Annotated in this window: 16 protein-coding genes, 1 pseudogene and 1 riboswitch; of the genes and pseudogenes, 9 read left to right on the top strand and 8 right to left on the bottom strand. The window is 51.7% G+C overall.

What is annotated here, in order from left to right; genetic code table 11:
- The first annotated feature begins 59 nt into the window (after positions 1-59).
- The 3 genes from NNL38_RS16660 to NNL38_RS16650 all read left to right on the top strand — a co-directional run bounded on the left by NNL38_RS16660 (position 60) and on the right by NNL38_RS16650 (position 1817).
- A complete protein-coding gene (locus tag NNL38_RS16660) occupies positions 60-386 on the top strand; it encodes a GIY-YIG nuclease family protein (RefSeq protein WP_304414206.1) in 327 nt (108 codons plus the stop codon).
- 146 nt (positions 387-532) lie between these two features.
- A complete protein-coding gene (locus NNL38_RS16655; protein WP_255391554.1) occupies positions 533-1078 on the top strand; it encodes a YaeQ family protein in 546 nt (181 codons plus the stop codon).
- A gap of 82 nt (positions 1079-1160) precedes the next feature.
- Positions 1161-1817, top strand: coding sequence for a YdcF family protein (locus NNL38_RS16650; RefSeq protein WP_255391553.1), 657 nt, complete (start codon positions 1161-1163; stop codon positions 1815-1817).
- 158 nt (positions 1818-1975) lie between these two features.
- On the opposite strand, the gene tenA is transcribed toward NNL38_RS16650, so the two are convergent.
- From tenA to thiD, 5 genes and pseudogenes are all read right to left on the bottom strand, one after another.
- On the bottom strand, positions 1976-2641 hold the full coding sequence (gene tenA / locus NNL38_RS16645) for a thiaminase II (protein ID WP_255391552.1): 666 nt from the start codon (positions 2639-2641) through the stop codon (positions 1976-1978).
- Between the two features lie 31 nt (positions 2642-2672).
- On the bottom strand, positions 2673-3614 hold the full coding sequence (locus NNL38_RS16640; RefSeq protein ID WP_255391551.1) for an ABC transporter substrate-binding protein: 942 nt from the start codon (positions 3612-3614) through the stop codon (positions 2673-2675).
- A gap of 28 nt (positions 3615-3642) precedes the next feature.
- Positions 3643-4371 (bottom strand): annotated as a pseudogene (locus NNL38_RS16635) (ABC transporter permease); the annotation flags it as partial.
- 112 nt (positions 4372-4483) lie between these two features.
- A complete protein-coding gene (locus NNL38_RS16630) occupies positions 4484-5254 on the bottom strand; it encodes an ABC transporter ATP-binding protein (protein ID WP_439651420.1) in 771 nt (256 codons plus the stop codon).
- Positions 5254-6087: a bifunctional hydroxymethylpyrimidine kinase/phosphomethylpyrimidine kinase gene (gene thiD, locus NNL38_RS16625; RefSeq protein WP_255391548.1), complete on the bottom strand. Its 834-nt coding sequence runs from the start codon at positions 6085-6087 to the stop codon at positions 5254-5256. Before thiD ends, NNL38_RS16630 begins: the two co-directional genes overlap by 1 nt.
- A gap of 72 nt (positions 6088-6159) precedes the next feature.
- Positions 6160-6257, bottom strand: a riboswitch (TPP riboswitch).
- Between the two features lie 214 nt (positions 6258-6471).
- Here thiD and NNL38_RS16620 point away from each other — a divergent pair.
- Positions 6472-6831: a VOC family protein gene (locus tag NNL38_RS16620; protein WP_255391547.1), complete on the top strand. Its 360-nt coding sequence runs from the start codon at positions 6472-6474 to the stop codon at positions 6829-6831.
- 34 nt (positions 6832-6865) lie between these two features.
- On the opposite strand, the gene NNL38_RS16615 is transcribed toward NNL38_RS16620, so the two are convergent.
- Positions 6866-8434 carry an FAD-binding oxidoreductase gene (locus NNL38_RS16615; protein ID WP_255391546.1) on the bottom strand — a complete coding sequence of 523 codons (1569 nt, stop codon included), beginning with the start codon at positions 8432-8434 and terminating at the stop codon, positions 6866-6868.
- Between the two features lie 383 nt (positions 8435-8817).
- Between NNL38_RS16615 and NNL38_RS16610 the strand changes: the two genes are divergently transcribed.
- The gene (locus NNL38_RS16610) at positions 8818-9465 is read left to right on the top strand and encodes an N-acyl amino acid synthase FeeM domain-containing protein (RefSeq protein WP_255391545.1); all 648 of its coding nucleotides are present in this window, start codon (positions 8818-8820) and stop codon (positions 9463-9465) included.
- Between the two features lie 59 nt (positions 9466-9524).
- Here the strand turns inward: NNL38_RS16610 and NNL38_RS16605 are convergent, their stop codons facing one another.
- Positions 9525-10097 (bottom strand): PhnA domain-containing protein, encoded by a 573-nt coding sequence (locus NNL38_RS16605; protein ID WP_255391544.1) that lies wholly within the window; start codon positions 10095-10097, stop codon positions 9525-9527.
- 237 nt (positions 10098-10334) lie between these two features.
- Between NNL38_RS16605 and NNL38_RS16600 the strand changes: the two genes are divergently transcribed.
- Positions 10335-10853: a hypothetical protein gene (locus NNL38_RS16600; protein ID WP_255391543.1), complete on the top strand. Its 519-nt coding sequence runs from the start codon at positions 10335-10337 to the stop codon at positions 10851-10853.
- Between the two features lie 267 nt (positions 10854-11120).
- Positions 11121-12068, top strand: a complete 948-nt coding sequence (locus NNL38_RS16595) for a S1 family peptidase (protein ID WP_255391542.1) — start codon at positions 11121-11123, stop codon at positions 12066-12068.
- Between the two features lie 309 nt (positions 12069-12377).
- On the opposite strand, the gene NNL38_RS16590 is transcribed toward NNL38_RS16595, so the two are convergent.
- On the bottom strand, positions 12378-13124 hold the full coding sequence (locus NNL38_RS16590) for a S24 family peptidase (protein WP_255391541.1): 747 nt from the start codon (positions 13122-13124) through the stop codon (positions 12378-12380).
- 185 nt (positions 13125-13309) lie between these two features.
- Between NNL38_RS16590 and NNL38_RS16585 the strand changes: the two genes are divergently transcribed.
- Both NNL38_RS16585 and NNL38_RS16580 read left to right on the top strand, forming a co-directional pair.
- Positions 13310-13537, top strand: a complete 228-nt coding sequence (locus NNL38_RS16585) for a helix-turn-helix domain-containing protein (protein ID WP_255391540.1) — start codon at positions 13310-13312, stop codon at positions 13535-13537.
- Positions 13530-15758 carry a DNA-binding protein gene (locus NNL38_RS16580; RefSeq protein ID WP_255391539.1) on the top strand — a complete coding sequence of 743 codons (2229 nt, stop codon included), beginning with the start codon at positions 13530-13532 and terminating at the stop codon, positions 15756-15758. The genes NNL38_RS16585 and NNL38_RS16580 overlap by 8 nt, the downstream gene beginning before the upstream one ends.
- The last annotated feature ends 33 nt before the right edge of the window (positions 15759-15791 follow it).

The raw sequence follows: 15791 nt of genomic DNA, 5'->3' as shown, positions 1-15791 counted from the left end.
TACAGATGAGATTGGGTTTCAAAGCCCGTTTTGCGGGCTTTTTATTTAGCATGAAAGCAATGAAAGAAGATCAGAGTCCCCGACCTTGTGCAGCACCTGAACGAAATCTGATCGCGAACTGGTCTGTCTATTTGATCCGAACCACGACGGGCCAGTTGTATTGCGGTGTGACGACAGATGTGGCGCGCCGTTTCAGTGAACATCAGGGAACCAAGAAAGGGGCGAAATATCTGCGCGGGAAAGGGCCGTTGACCCTGGCCTGGGCTGCGTCCGTGGGGGAAAAGCGAACGGCCATGCAGCTGGAATATCAAATTAAGCGCCTGACCAAAGCGCAAAAAGAGTCTATTGTGGCTCAGACTTTGGCTTGGCAGGACGTGATGAAATAACCGTTCTGGGACGCTCACCCGAGAACTATCACATCGGATACTCCGCGGTTCAGAATAAATTGCGGGACCTATCGTGCGGGACAAGTTGTGACTCAGTCGCTGCCCATGCTGTCGCACATTTTATTATTTTTTTCAGGTAATTCGTTATGGCACTGAAAGCCACAATCTATAAAGCCCAGTTCAATGTTGCAGATCTGGACCGTCATGTTTATATCGACCAGTCCCATACACTGGCGTGTCATCCGTCTGAGACGATTCAGCGGCTGATGTTGCGTTTGCTGGCCTGGGGACTGAACGCCGACGAAGCGTTGCAGTTTACCAAAGGCCTGTCTGATACCGATGAGCCGGATTTGTGGCGCCGTAACCTCATGGATGAAATTGAGCAATGGATTGAACTGGGGCTGCCGGATGAAAAGCGGGTTCGCCGCGCGTCGCATCGCTCGCAACAAGTGATCATTTATGCCTACGGCGATCAAGCCGCCTCGGTGTGGTGGCAGCAGATGAAAAGCAAGGTAGCGCAATTTGACAATGTCTCCGTCGTATTTATCGCTGATGCTGCGCTGACGGAGCTGGAAGCGATGGTGGAGCGGACGATGCAGCTTCAACTGACCATCGAAGGGGAGCAAGCCTGGCTCAGTGCGGCTGCCGGAAGCTGTCATGTTGTCCCTGAGTGGTGGCACCGCGGAAAGTAGGTTTATCGTCAATGCTGTCATGTGAGTTTCATCCAAATGGGGCAAGCTGGAGAAAGGACCTCGACATGAAAAAGGATGGATAATGACCACGCCAGTGCACACGCAAGCTCAGATTGTATGGGACTACCATTTACTCAACCACCCGCTGGAAAAAGGCGATTGTTTGTTGGTGCTGTGCAGTAATGATATCCGAGTTGCCGAATATGCGGCTCAGTTGTTCCTGGAAGGATATGCGCCCTTTATTCTCTTCTCCGGTGGTGTCGGGCCGTTGACCGAAGATCTGTTTGAGCGCTCAGAAGCCGAAGCTTTTGCTCAAATCGCGGCCGACATGGGTGTGCCGGAGCATTGCATTCTCATCGAGCCGCAATCAACCAATACGGGCGAGAATATTCAGTTCTCTCGTGCTTTGCTGGAAGAAAAAGGGTTGGATCCGGATCGGATGATTGTGGTGCAAAAACCGTTTATGGAACGCCGTAGCTATGCCACCATGATGCGTCTCTGGCCGGATAAGTCCGTAGTGGTGACCTCGCCGCCGCTGAGTTTTGATGATTATCCGAACGAGCAGCTTTCCTATTCTGATGTGATCAATGTGATGGTCGGAGATCTGCAACGCCTGATGCACTATGCATTGCTGGGCTATGCGGTGCCTCAGGATATCCCGACCCATGTCTCACAGGCATTTCAGTCATTGGTCGCCCTTGGGTTCAATGAGCATTTACTCGAGTCTGACCCCTTATGAGAGGTTGCCTGCATCGTGAGCTGACGGTGCGGGCAACATTGGTTTACCCCTGGGTAAGGTCAGGCAGTATGCGATGCAGGTGCTGTTGCAGGTCATTGACGGGCAATGGATATCAGGCTCCTGATCACAGGAGCCCGACAGAACAGAGCTGACTTGGCTTAACGCGCGGCATTCATCCCTTGTTGCCAGAATGCGACTTCCATTCGGGTTGCCGTTCGGAAAATTTCACACAGTCTTTGTCCGCGTTGGCTGTTGAGCGGGATCTCGGCCAGCATGCTGTCCAGTCGCTCGATGGTTTCCTGCGTCCCCGCTTGGAATTCGTCACCACTGTAGAGCTCAATCCAGCTGCGGTATGGGTTACCATCTAAGCGGGTGCTGTCCTGATTGAGCAGCTGCTGGCCAATCACGGCGTAGCCGATCGCACAAGGTGCCAGTGCGGCGAACAGATCAACCCGATCACCGGCCATCCCGGTATCTAGTACATACCGGGTGTAACTCACTGTGCCGAAATCTTCCGGCTCGGCTTCCATATCGGATTCGGTCAGGCCCCATTTGCCGCAGTACTCAACATGGTGGAGCATTTCCGTATCCAGCAAGGCTGTCAGGCTCGGTAGCGGCTCACGCATTTCTGCTAACGTCCGGGACTTGAAAATCGCCAGGGCAAACGCCCGCGCGTAGTGCTTGAGAAACAGAAAGTCTTGTTTCAGGTAGTGCAGGTAGGCGTGCTTGTTCAGCTCACCGTTGGCCAGCTGTTGCACAAATGGGTGCTCGGTATAATCCTGCCAGTCTTGCTGGCAGGCGTTGATCAGGTCTTGATGATTCATGGATTCTTCCTTTTATTCAATGCAACGGGAATTAGTAAGTCAGGACGTAATCTTTGGCTTTGGGCAGCGTATGGATAATCTTGTGCTGCTTCATGAATGCCGCGTAGTCGTCGTAGCGCTTGAGCTCTACAGCGCCCGGGCGCAGGGCGAAGCGAGTCAGGGTATCTTCCCAGGCACGACGGTTGAGAGCGTTGTTGAGGGTATCCGGTGAATAGGCGATAAACTCCTGCCAGGCTGCTTCCGGGTGGTTAATCAGGTAGACGGTTGCCTTTTCAATCGCCTTGTTAAACTTCTCAATGGTCTCCGGATCGTATTTGTGTTTGTTGGCTACAAAAATCAGCTCGTCGTAGGGCGGTACGCCGTGCTCCTCCGGGTAGAACGCCGTGGCTTCATAACCTTCCAGCTCGAGCTGATTAAGCTCGAAGTTACGCAGGCCGCCCCAGATGGCGTCGACTTTGCCTGATGCCAGCGACGAGGATAGTGCCCAGCCGACGTTAATGATCTGGACTTTATCCATGTCGAGACCGGCAGAGGCCAGCATGGTGCCGATGGTGGCATCTTCGCTGCCGCCGATCGCGACACCAATCTTTTTGTCTTTAAAATCCTTCAGGCTTTGAATCCCGGACTTATTCAGCACAATCAGCGAATTCAGCGGGCCCGAAATCAGGGTGGCAGAGCGCACCAGCGGCAGTTCGGCGGCGGTGCTGGAGATCAAAGTGCTTTGATAAGAAACGGCCAGGTCAATCTTACCGGCGGCGACCAGCTTGTCAGGAATGCTGGGATCGGCCGGCTCCTGGATATCGACCTCTAGTCCCTGCTCGGCAAACCAGCCTTTTTCCTGGGCCAGAATAATCGGGCCGTGGTTCGGATTGACAAACCAGTCGAGCATCAGAGAGACCTTTTCGGCGGAAGCCTGGAATGATGCCAGCGATAAAGAGAGTGCGGCAACGCCCTGGAGTAATTGCTTTTTCATAACAAGTTCCTGTTGTGTGAAATCGGTGTTATTGGTTTTGCCACGGAATCGCTTTTTTCAGCAGACCGTCAGCAATGAAGTAAAAACTGATTGAGAAAAATGCCAGGATGAACAGGGCGGCAAACATCTCATCGACAAACATTCGTGCATTGGCCTGTAGCATCAGATAGCCCAGCCCTTCACTCGAGCCGACCCATTCACCGATGACGGCACCAATCGGTGCGACCACCACGGCGACCCGAATACCGGAGGCCAGCGCTGGAAGGGCCGCAGGCAGGCGGATCTGCCACAGCAATTGCCAGCGGGTAGCGCCCATGGTGCGGGCCAGATCCAGGTATCCGGTTGGTGTTTGCCGAAGGCCGTCGTAGCAACAGGTGGTGACGGGAAAGAAAATGATCAGCGCGGCCATCACCACTTTGGAAGCGATGCCGTAGCCAAGCCACAGCATCAGGATCGGTGCGATGGCAAAGACCGGGATCGCCTGGCTGGTGATTAGAATTGGTAGCAGCCAGCGACGCAACGGGGCAAATAGCAACATTTGCAAAGCAAAGAACAGCCCCATTGCCAGCCCAAGCAACAGGCCGAGCAGGACCTCGGTACTCGTGACCAGGGTGTGGTGCCAGAGTACATCAAACCGGGCCATGAGCTTGTTGAGCACCGCAACCGGCCCCGGGAGGATGAAGGGGGGAAGCGAAAAGACAATGACCGCTGCTTGCCACAGGCCGAGGATGATCCCAAAGCTGATTAGTGCCCGCAGCAGGTGTTGGGAGATCCCGGTTTGAGGGCTGGATGTTTTCGCCAGCGGTGCTGCCTGAAGCGATGTTGGTGCCCCCCGTGTTTCTTGCGGATGCGTTACCTGCGGATGAGTATCAGCCATAATCACGCTCCAGTTGGTCGATAATTGATTGCTGGTGGGCTGCCATCTGGGCGTCAAACTGCCGGGGGGGATTCGATGGTGGGGCATCCAGATGGGTTAACTGCGCCGGTCGGCCGGACATGAGGTAGATCTGGTGGCCCAGGCGCAGCGCTTCTTGCGGATCATGGGTGATCAACAGCACGGTGCGATCGGCGAGTAACTCAGCAGCCAGGTTTTGTAGCTTATGGCGAGTGACCGCATCAAGGGCGGAAAAAGGCTCATCCATCAGCACCAGCGGTTTGTCCTGCATCAGGGTACGGGCCAGGGCAACCCGTTGTCGCATCCCGCCGGAGAGTTGATCCGGTCGTGCCGCGTGTTGCTCTGCCAGGCCAACCGCTTCCAGCAGTGCCATGGCTCTGGTCGTGTTTGGCTGCGATGAACTACTCCCCAGCCGCTGGCTGAGACAGACATTATCGAGCACTGACAGCCAGGGCAGCAGCAGATCCTGTTGCGCCATATAGGCAACCCGGTTATCCAGGAGCTGCTGATCGGAAGTCAGCAGCTCGCCCTGCCAGATCACATCATCGGTCAGCCCTGCCAGATGCCGCAGCAGGGTGGTTTTGCCGCAACCGCTTTTGCCTAGCAAGCAGGTCCACTGGCCGGCGGGTAAGGTCAGGTTCAAATCAACGAATAAGTCATGGTCTGCGTCCCGGTAGCGGAGCGAGGCCTGATTCAGGCTTACGCGTACTGGGGGTGATTGCGTTCTTGCGGCTGGCGACAACATCATGAACGCTCCGGCTGGAAATGTCCGTCAAAGAAATGGTGCACCGGGCCATGGCCGGCTCCAATCCGGAGTTGATCGGCATGGCGGATGGCTTCGGTAATGTAGGTTTTGGCATGGCGGACGGCTTCGATCAGTGTCAAGCCCTGAGCAAGGAAAGAAGCGATTGCTGCGGACAAGGTGCAGCCAGTACCGTGGGTGTTATGGGTGTCAATCCGCGGGTGGCTGAAGCGGAGCACCTGATCGCTCAGGATCAGCAAGTCGGTGCTTTCACGCGTTTGCGACAGGTGACCGCCTTTGAGCAGCACGGATGTTGCGCCCAGGCCGCGCAACGCTTCAACCAGCTGGGCCATGTCGTCTTCATTGTGCGGGATCTCTGCATCCAGTAAGGCCGCTGCCTCCGGCAGGTTTGGCGTGATTACATCAGCCAGCGGCAGTAATTCAGATTTTAGGGTCTCAATGGCTTCCTGTTGCAGGAGCAGATCACCACTGGTTGCGACCATGACCGGATCGATGACTAGAAATGGCGGTTGATATTGGCGCAGTTTCGCCGCTACGGTGCGGATGATGGCGCTGTCGCTGAGCATGCCGATTTTGACGGCTTTGACATCGAGATCGCTGAAAACGGCGTCCATCTGTTCGGCAACAAATTCTGGGGAGATGTTGAAAATCCCCGTGACCCCTTGGGTATTCTGCGCCGTCAGGGCGGAAATGACGGAGCAGGCATACCCACCGGTGGCTGAAATAGCTTTGATATCGGCCTGGATCCCGGCGCCGCCGCCACTGTCTGAGCCGGCAATGGTTAATGTAATTGGTGTTTTTGATTGAACGGCCATAACTACCCCTAACGGTGTTGCGCAGGGTAGCAGGTGTCTGAGAGAGGCCTGCACGGATCGGGCAGGGGGCTGAAGACACGGTTGCTAGTTCCCTACGCCATTATTAAATGGATCAGGTTCAACGGGTCCCACCGAAGTGGTCTCAGCCTATGGCTCCCCGACTAACTTACCTAAAATGATTGTTCAGAATGACTGGACACACAAATATTCGTGCCAGAAGTTGCTGTATTCTAACCACGTTTTTAACCAAGGGGCAATGTGAAAAGTGTAATTATCGGGCTGGGGGCGGAAGTTTGCATCGCAGTGGTCTACGGTTGAACAGGACTATGGTTCAATAGCGGCACGTTGACATAAAGGTGGCATGGCACAGTCAGGGAGATAAAGATGAGCCAGATAAATCAGGACAAAATCAACTATATCGAGTTTCCGGCGGTGGATCTGGAAGCAACCAAGCAGTTTTTTCACCAAGCGTTTGGCTGGGAATTTACCGATTATGGTGAGGATTACACCGCATTTTCAGACCAGGGCGTGGATGGTGGTTTTTTTCGGGCGGATTTGAAGTCTTCGACCCAGAACGGAGCTGCCTTGATAGTGCTCTACAGTGCTGAGCTTGAAGCAACGCAGGCCAAGGTAGAAGCTGCTGGCGGTACGATGGTGAAGCCGATCTTCTCGTTTCCGGGGGGACGCCGTTTTCAGTTTCTGGAGCCCAGCGGCAATGAGCTGGCTGTGTGGTCGGATCAATAACGCAGCTCCCCGCCTCGGCGGGGAGGTTTTTATCTTAGGCGACCGGCTGTGAAGGCGGTTCAGTGGCAGCCTCAGCCAATGTTTCAGGTGTTGGTTTGGTGGCAGGGTACTCTAACCAGTACTTGCCGGGTGACAGAATATGGTTGGGATCCAGGCTCTGTTTGAGTTTAGCGAGCAGGGCCAGGTGTTCTTTGTTCACAAAGGGCTTAATGGTGTCAAACAGCCCTGAACCACTGCGATACGGGCAATAGCCGGCAGCGAGCAGCGCATTGTCGATGGCGTGGTGGAAGCGGTTTGCCTTTTCGATTTCGGGTTCGGTTTTGCCAAAGCGAATGTTGGCGATCAGGACCACTGCCCGTTCGTTAACATTGGTCATGCTGTAACGCTCTTCATAACCGTATTCACGGAACAGGCGACGGCAGATACTGAGCATGTTGGCAATATCCTCGCGGGAATGGCTGCTTACTGCACAGATCCACCGAAAACAGGCCGGAAATTCTGAGGTTTTCATGGCAGAACTGGCAGTGGGGTGGTCCAGCAGAGTCTGGATCGCGGCATCGGACGGTACCCCTTGCTTGAGGTCCAGCACCAGTTTGAGGCCGTCAATCAGCGGCGATTTCAGATACTGATTGAGCTGATCGAGCAGTCGCCAGCGAAAATTGTCGAGCAGGAGAATTTTTGCGCCGGGGATCTGTTGTTTTAAGGTTTGCTTAAAGTATTGGTACCGGGCCTTGACGATTTTTTTCGGTCCGGCCAGGGAGGTGGTCAGTACCCAGGCGCCAGGTGCTTTGCGTGCCTGCTCTCCCATCGCCCGGGTCATGCTCACGGTATGCACACCGCTGGTCACCACGCCCTCCAGTTTGAGTTTGCCGATGGTGGCCACCATTTTGGGCGCATCGTCTTCTTGAGGGCAGATCACAATGACGGTAGCCTGATAAGCTGGCTTCGGTTGCAGCGCCAGCGTCATCTCGAGGACGATCCCAAGGTTCGATTGGCTGAACAATCCCTGAAGAATTGGCCCTGTACCATAGGGATAGAGGTGGCTGGCCACACTGTGTTCAAACATTCCCATGCCGGTAGTAATGATCTCACCGGTCGGCAACAGCACTCGCATGGATTGCACATGACCAAAACGATCGGCGTAGTCGGTATGGCCGAACCCGCGCTCGAGGATATTTCCGACCATGCTGGTGTGCAGGCCGGCGGCAGTAATATCCAGCTGTAACTCACTGCTTGCTTCTTGCAGGGCATGATAGAGCTGCGACTGGGTGATCCCGGGCTGGATTCGAACGTAGGCCTGCGTGTCATTGATTTCGAGAACTCGGGATAAGCGGCTGAGGTTGACAATGATTTGATTCGGCTGCGTTCCCTGCGCTGTGCCATAGCCCCAGTTCTTGCCTTGTGCGACCGGGTGTAGGGTGAGCCCATGTTGATTCGCCGCTTGCACGAGTGCGAGCAGTTCCGACTCGTGCTCCGGCCAGACAATCGCTGCCGGGGTACAAAGACTGCCATTCAGGGCCAGACTGTATTCATGCAGCGTCTCCGGCTCTTGTGAGAGTTGCGAAGGCGGAAAAATCTTGCTTAACGTCGTGTGTAGTTCCATATCCCTTCATCCTACGGATTCAATGCCAGCTCTTGTGGTCAATAAGCCATAATAAAACAAGGTGTTAGGAGTATATTGTGCAGAAAAATTCCATTGGCGGCAGCGAAGCTGTCAAAGATATGTGAACCTGATTGAATAAATGCGCAAAATTAATCAAATCGACAACAAATTGCTTAATTGCACTTGTGGTTCGGCGTAGGGTAGGAGGGTATTTATGGTTCCCGAGGCAGGTTATACCAATCGTAGTAGATAAGGGGTCATCCTCGCGGGTTAAAACGCTCGATAACTGCGTTAGAATTTCTGCGCTATACCTGAACACTTACTTACTGTGATGAGTATTAGAGGCCTTGGATAATTGAAGTCGTCGCTAGATGTGTAGATGTATGGAACTTGATAACCTGACAACCCAGCTTTGTGTAACTGAAGAAGAGAAAATCACGGCGTATAACATTCGTTATCAAGCCTATACCACGGTCGGATATAACCCGGTCTGCACGACTGGCTTGTTTACCGATCCGTTTGATGCGGCGCCGAACAACTTCACCTTTTTACTCAAAGAGCGTGGGAAGCCGGTCGCGACCGTCCGGGCCAGTGTGCTGCACCGTCCGCGAGGTTGGGTACAGGTCCCGTGTAAAGGCGGGTTTGAGCCAGAGTTTTCTCGCCTGGAGCAGGAATATGACACCATTGTCGAAATGGGGCGCCTCGCTGTGTTACCGGATGTACGGGGCTTGGCTTCGCTCGCGCCATTAGCCCTCTTTTGTTGCATTTATATGTTGGATGAACGATTTGGACGAACGGCGATTGTCTGCGGCTCGAGTAAAAAACATAAACGCTTTTATCAACGACTTGGCATGAAAAGTCTGTGTGATTTTGGACCGCGGCCAAATACGGCCATTGATTTGACCCTGATGGCAAAGTCGTTGGACCTTGAGGCATTTATCCAAAGTGCTGACGCGCACTTGGATGAAGCCACGATTCGCCGGTTGATTCCGGCATTTCCGGATTGCGATGAAGTTCCTGCTGCCGGGTGAGCGATAAAATGACAGAAGGCGCCGAAAGCGCCTTCTGTCATCTGAAAGGGTGTTGTGCGTTACATCTTTTTACAGTACGCAGCAATAATCACCATGTTAGTCCCGGCAGCTTTGCCTGAAATGTGCAGTGGGTTATCGGTCAGGCGAATACCACGGACAGCAGTGCCTTGTTTGATCACCAGACTTGAACCTTTCACCGGTAGATCTTTGATGATGGTGACGTTATCACCTGCTTGCAATGGTGTGCCGTTGACATCCAAGGTCTGCACTGAATCCAAGGCTTCCAGGGCAATGCCTTTCTCGGCCCATTCAATCATGTCTTCTTCCATGTACAGCATGTCCAGCAAATCCTGCGCCCAGGTTTCACCCGACAGGCGTTTCAGCATGCGGTAAGCCATGACCTGAACAGCGGGCACCTGGCTCCACATGCTTTCGTTCAGGCAGCGCCAGTGGTTTTGATCCATGGTGTCGGCATCTTCAATCTGTCCACGGCAAGTTCCGCAAACCAGGACACAGCTTGCAGCTGTAGCATCTGGTGATGCTGGTACTTCATACATGCTTAGATCCGCATCGGATGAACACAGTTCACATTGGTGACCAGCACGTTCTTGCACAATATTTTCAATCGTCATAAGGAATTGTCCGTAGATTTAATGTGGCGATATTATGCCAGTATTTTTTGAGAAAAAAAGAAAACCGCTTGTGCCCCCTAAAATCCCCGGCTTGAGTGACGATATTCAGTACAGAAATTGTTCCTTTTTGGGATGGTGTAGGCAAAAAAGTGCTAGATTTAGGAGGGAAGTCTGGTATCGAGATAAGAAAGCTCTACAATCTATTGTGCCTTATATCAATAACAAAGTAACCAAGGAATGATGATGAAGAAGGCTGTTTATCTTTTATCTGTTTTGGCTTTGGCCGGGTGTAATGAAGAGGATCTCAAAGATCTCGCAGAGGGGAATACAAAGGTTTTCACCATTACAGGTGCGCGGGTTGCTTCACAGATGGGTACTGTTGAACCTGGGTACTATCGGATGGATGCGATTGCGTCGGCAATGACCAACACTGCACAGGAAAAAGTTCCGGCGGTGATAGACCCGGAAGGCGAGTTGGAGAACCTTGGGATTAAGATTGAAGGGGAAACGTGCGGTCGGATCAATATTACCGGTGAATTGTGTTTTGAAAGCGGTGATAGCGGTAATGCTGATAGTTGTTTGCCTGAAGAGATTGATATGCTGGGCCTGTCAGTGTACACCATTGATCTTGACCGGGTTGAAGATGCCAGCAATGCAGGCTTCTATCCAACTCTGGCCGCAGATCTTGGCGGACTATATGTTGATATTGACTATGATCAAATCTCTTGTAGCCAACTCCCAACGCCTCAAAGCTAGTCGGCGGCTGTAATAAGCTTGCAATGATAAGATTGAGCCGGCCAGGGGGAATTCCTGGCCGGCTTTTTACTACCCATCTCACCTCTAGTGACGGCTTTATTTCAGTGTTTTTCGACCAAACATCGGGTCCACTCGCATTCCATTTCTGTGACGGTTCCGGGCTTGAGGGAATGCTGCTAACGTCCTGACTTTAAGTGAAATTTCCGAACAGCAGGTACTATCACGGTCCCTGGTTCAGTTCGTGCTCGTTGAGTCAGGAGTTTTATCATGCTGAAAAAGAGTGTCTGTGCTGCCGTTCTCGTAGCGAGTACGTTATCCCCTGCCGGAAAGGCGATTGCGGAGCCGGTAACCGGGTATGTTGTGGGCGGTGAGCCGGTTTTATCTGGTGAAGATTTTGGCTGGATGGCTTCCCTTCGATTTGCACCGGATCAGTTAAGCCACCTGTGCGGTGCGACTGTGATTGACCGTCATTGGGTGCTGACAGCTGCCCATTGCGTCGTGTTTGAATCCGAAAGCGGCGTGTTTCAGGTCGTGCCACCCAGCGCATTGAATGTGATGGCCGGTTCAACCTACGCCCCGATAGAAGATCCGGCAAGCTTGTATACGGTGTCGCATGTGGTGGTGCATCCGGAGTATACACCCAACCCTGTGGTTAAAATTGTGACGCAACCTGACGGCACTGAGACGGTGGATGTGATCAGCACTGCGCTGAACCACGATGTAGCGCTGTTGCGGGTCGGTCGGGAAATTGCGGCGACGATTCCTACGGTGCGCTTGGCTGATAGCCAGAAAGCAGATGAACTGGATTTACTGCTAGGCCGACAGTGGTCAGAAAGTGCGCGGCCTGAAAATACCCAGGTTTCAGGATGGGGCTCCACCCAAACAGACGGTAGCGGGATGTCTGACCGATTGCTGAAAACGGATTTAGCTTTTGTGCCGATGGATGAATGCTTTAAGCGACTGGAATTGGGGAACGAACTGAACTTGATTCTGGAAAGCCCCTTGAATCGGACCAAGATATGTACTCTGCCACCGGAAGTGATCCGTGATTCGGACGGGAATTCGTTGGAATATGGGCCGGATTCCTGCAAAGGGGACAGTGGCGGGCCCCTTCGGGCTCAGGATCAGCAGGGCGACTGGTATCAATTGGGGATCGTGAGTGGTGGTCCGGTGGGCAAACTGACCTGCGGTTCTGTAACCAACCATGAAGTATGAAAAAGATATAGGGATGTGGGAATAACCGGGATCGCTTGGGATCTCGTGGGCGACGATAGAAGAACGACTGAAGGGCTCAGATTGAGCTGGTGGCCGCGAAAGCCAGTAACGACAAGGGATTATAGCATCGTTATTGAGGCGCAGCTGGTGGCATTTCAGAGCACTGCCAGGGGAGCAAGGGCCGCGGAGCAAGGGTAAAACAAAGCGATTGGCCGATTCGCAAGAAATGAAAAAATAGTGGCTCTTTTGTCGTTCACTCCGGGCAAATTGAGAAATCGCCCGAAATGATAAAAGCAACAGAGAACCTATTTAAAGGTCTGTAGCGCGCTGTACAACACGACCGATGATACAAATCTGCCCTAATTCCTCTTTGGGTACTTCAATCGTTTGGTATTCTTTATTATCACTGATCAGTCTAATTGAACCATCATAGCTCTTTTGTACGCGTTTAGCGTAAAGCTCATCACCTAACCTCACGACAAATATATTGCCATCGATTGGAGTTCTACTGCTTAGGTCTACTAGTAGGGAGTCATTGTCCTTGATCGTTGGCTCCATGGAATCGCCTTTAGCAAAGACAATTGCAAGTTGCTTTGGGTCTAATCCCTTGTATTTTATATATTTTCTTCTAAATGCCAAATAGCGTTTAACTGGTGCATCAATAGCGCAGCTGCCATTCCCTGCAGACACTTGAATGTGATAGCCAGGGACAAGCACAAACTCTTCATTGAACTCATCTACGCTCAAATAGCCACTTTCCTGGTGTCGCGAACCCTCTAGATGGGGGCCTGCTTGCTTAATTTCAGCATCTTTGGCTCCGTTACCAGTGGCTAGCCATTCGAGGTTTACCCCCTTGTACCTTGCTATCGCAACTAACTTGTCAAATGTTGGTTTTGATGAGCCTGGAGGTAAATACTTTCTTAATCCACCTTCTGAAATACCGACGGCCTGTCCAAATTTTCGCAATGACTCATTGCCGATCAGTTCTTTTAGACGCTCAGGAAAGGTTGCGATTCCATCTTCATCAAAAGCAACTGTATTGCTTTTCTCATTCATAAGTTGTCTTTCTTCTTAAGTCTCTGAATATTCTTAACTTTTTCATTTTCGCGCGTGTGGGTGCGACTAATTAGAAAAGAATCCGCCCAAAAAGACTTGATTGTGTCTCATAAGGCATATAGAGTCTTATGTGTCGCAGTTGGAAACATGCTTAACGCGACAACAGGATAGCACGGAGTAACGCGATGAAAATAGAGAATGTTAATCAAATACATGGAGCGTTACGTGCCAAGGGTTGGACAGTTAGAAGTTGGGCTATTGCTCATGATTTTAACCCGCGCACGGTCTTGCACTGCATACATAGGTTTGCGCCATCTAAAGGGCAAAAACCTCAGCGAGAGCTGGCAAAGGAAATCATGAGTAAGTTGTCTGAAACTCTTGAGGTAGATCTAGTTGGAGGCGCAAATGAGTAAACAATGGTTCTCAGTTGCTGAAATCGTGGGTCTACCAGGAATGCCAAGTTCAAGTTTTGGTGTGAGAAAGCGCTCAAAAAGTGAAGGGTGGGAGTGCCGTAAAAAAGCTAAAGGTAAAGGGTTTGAGTTCCATATCAGTAATTTCCCAGAAGAAACTAGGGGATACCTTGCCAAGCTGGAAGTAGAACAGCTTTGCAAGACAGATCCTGCTGCTATCGCTGGTAGAGAATTGGTCGCTCAAATGGAGGCAGAAGAGAAAGCGAAGAAAAAAGGTAAACAAGCGGTTAAAGCGAAGTCCTTGATGGCTTTTAACAGCCTGCCGGAGGACAAGCAAACCAAGGCGAACGCTCGTTTATTTATCGTGAAAGCTAGAGAAACGTATCTCGTGCCTTACGCGGAAATAAGCAAGATCACTGTCGGTGAAAAGTTGTTTGTTACTGAGTACAACGATCGCGAGTTAGCGCTTGAGCCATGGGTTTACGAAACAGTCAGCAAAATTAGCTGTGCGTCGTGCCGTCGGTGGCAAAAACAGCTTGATGAGCAGGGCTTAGCTAGGCTGGCGGGTGATTACTCTGCCAATAAAAGACCAGGAATAGTTGAGCAGCAACAAGAGCTTCAAAACTACTTGATAGCGGTGATCACCGGTAAACCTCACTTGGCCAACCGTCCAAATGTGTTGCTCCGTATGGTCAATGAGAAACATGAGCAATACCCGCATTGGGTGGTTCCGAGTGCCTCATCAATCGGGCGCTGGCTGAGTAAATGGAAGGCCGACAATATTGCGAAGTTTGCCTACTTAACAAACCCGGATGCATACAACAGCAAGCACCGGCCGTTGTTCGCCAAGATGTATCCCTGGCTACAGGCACCGAATGATTGCTGGGAGTTCGACAGTACGCCAACGGATGTTCAGCTTCGTGTGAAAGGCAAGTTGGTGCGATACAGCATCATTGCTGCCATTGATGTGTATACCCGCCGGGCAAAGCTGTTGCTATCGCCGTCATCGAACTCTGAAGGGATTTGTTTACTGCTGAGAAAGTGCCTGATGGATTGGGGGATGTTGAATGATGGTGGTATCGCAAGAACCGATAACGGCTCTGACTATGTGTCGAAGCGCGTTAGTGCTGTATTCGAAATGCTTGCGTTTGATCAGTCCAAAGCGAATGCATTTTCGGGGTGGGAAAAGCCATACATAGAGCGCTTTTTCGGCACTCTCAGCCAGGGGTTACTGGAGCTATTGCCTGGATACATAGGGCACTCTGTATCGGACCGTCAGCAGATTGAAGCTGCCAAAGCCTTTGCGCAGCGTATTGGTGAAGGGAAGAAAAAGGCCCAGCAGGAAGCACTTGAGTTGGCATTAACACCGGATGAGTTGGAAGAAGTGATGAATGACTGGCTGGAGCACCGGTACAACCACACATCACATGAGGGCTTGGATGGTAAAACACCATTTCAAATGTATAGCGAATCTGGCTACCGTCCGCGTCTTCTCGCTGATGAACATAGTCTCGATTATCTCCTGAACTACGTGGGAGAAGCGACGGTGATTCGCGGCCGGATATCAGCAGGGAATGTGAAATATACCGCGCCGGAGTTGATGAACTCAGAGTGGGATCGGAAGCGAGTCCGTGTCTTTCTGGACCCGAACGATGTTGGCCGGGCCATGCTCTATCCGCTTGATAATTGGGATAGCTTCATTGAAGCCGTCAATGTGGACTTGGTTGGGCGCTCGATTGATCCCGCTGCATTCCGGGAGCAAAGGAAACAGCAGACTAAGGCGCTGAGTGATTTCCGCAGAAGTTCGAAAAAGCTTCAGCAAGAGTTCGGTATTGATACGCAGTATGCCGAGGCATTGGCTGCTGATAAAGCCAGAAATAACCTCAAGGCATTTAGTCACCAAGGTGAGTTAAGTGATAACGCTGCTATTGAGGCTCTAACCAAAGCCGCACAACACAAGCCAAAATCCGTTGAAAGATCGGATGAGGAGCTTGAGCGGTTGGAGAAAGCAAAGGAAGCATTGCTGAGGCGTGAAGAAAGTATCAATCAGCAAAAGGGTCTTGTTATCAGGAATATACATGACAAAGCGAGATATCTTGCTGAGCAAACATTGAGTAGAGAATTAACCGAAAAGGAGGTGTCATTCCTGGAAGACTATAAGCGTAATAATCCATTTGGTCGAAAGACCGTTGAAGAAATAATGGCGCGCCGCCGGCAAGCATAACGCGCCATAGCACTAAATCTTAATGAAACAGCG

It is taken from the genome of Photobacterium atrarenae (assembly GCF_024380015.1).
In the GTDB taxonomy this organism is placed as follows: domain Bacteria; phylum Pseudomonadota; class Gammaproteobacteria; order Enterobacterales; family Vibrionaceae; genus Photobacterium; species Photobacterium atrarenae.
This window is presented reverse-complemented; position numbering and strand designations above follow the sequence as displayed.

Bases quoted from the DNA above. Each gene is read 5' to 3' on its own strand.
- NNL38_RS16590 (WP_255391541.1), bottom strand. From the start codon at position 13,124: ATGAATGAGAAAAGCAATACAGTTGCTTTTGATGAAGATGGAATCGCA.
- NNL38_RS16660 (WP_304414206.1), top strand. From the start codon at position 60: ATGAAAGAAGATCAGAGTCCCCGACCTTGTGCAGCACCTGAACGAAAT.
- NNL38_RS16630 (WP_439651420.1), bottom strand. From the start codon at position 5,254: ATGTTGTCGCCAGCCGCAAGAACGCAATCACCCCCAGTACGCGTAAGC.
- NNL38_RS16655 (WP_255391554.1), top strand. From the start codon at position 533: ATGGCACTGAAAGCCACAATCTATAAAGCCCAGTTCAATGTTGCAGAT.
- NNL38_RS16620 (WP_255391547.1), top strand. From the start codon at position 6,472: ATGAGCCAGATAAATCAGGACAAAATCAACTATATCGAGTTTCCGGCG.
- thiD (WP_255391548.1), bottom strand. From the start codon at position 6,087: ATGGCCGTTCAATCAAAAACACCAATTACATTAACCATTGCCGGCTCA.
- NNL38_RS16605 (WP_255391544.1), bottom strand. From the start codon at position 10,097: ATGACGATTGAAAATATTGTGCAAGAACGTGCTGGTCACCAATGTGAA.
- NNL38_RS16650 (WP_255391553.1), top strand. From the start codon at position 1,161: ATGACCACGCCAGTGCACACGCAAGCTCAGATTGTATGGGACTACCAT.
- NNL38_RS16640 (WP_255391551.1), bottom strand. From the start codon at position 3,614: ATGAAAAAGCAATTACTCCAGGGCGTTGCCGCACTCTCTTTATCGCTG.
- NNL38_RS16580 (WP_255391539.1), top strand. From the start codon at position 13,530: ATGAGTAAACAATGGTTCTCAGTTGCTGAAATCGTGGGTCTACCAGGA.
- tenA (WP_255391552.1), bottom strand. From the start codon at position 2,641: ATGAATCATCAAGACCTGATCAACGCCTGCCAGCAAGACTGGCAGGAT.
- NNL38_RS16595 (WP_255391542.1), top strand. From the start codon at position 11,121: ATGCTGAAAAAGAGTGTCTGTGCTGCCGTTCTCGTAGCGAGTACGTTA.
- NNL38_RS16600 (WP_255391543.1), top strand. From the start codon at position 10,335: ATGATGATGAAGAAGGCTGTTTATCTTTTATCTGTTTTGGCTTTGGCC.
- NNL38_RS16610 (WP_255391545.1), top strand. From the start codon at position 8,818: ATGGAACTTGATAACCTGACAACCCAGCTTTGTGTAACTGAAGAAGAG.
- NNL38_RS16615 (WP_255391546.1), bottom strand. From the start codon at position 8,434: ATGGAACTACACACGACGTTAAGCAAGATTTTTCCGCCTTCGCAACTC.
- NNL38_RS16585 (WP_255391540.1), top strand. From the start codon at position 13,310: ATGAAAATAGAGAATGTTAATCAAATACATGGAGCGTTACGTGCCAAG.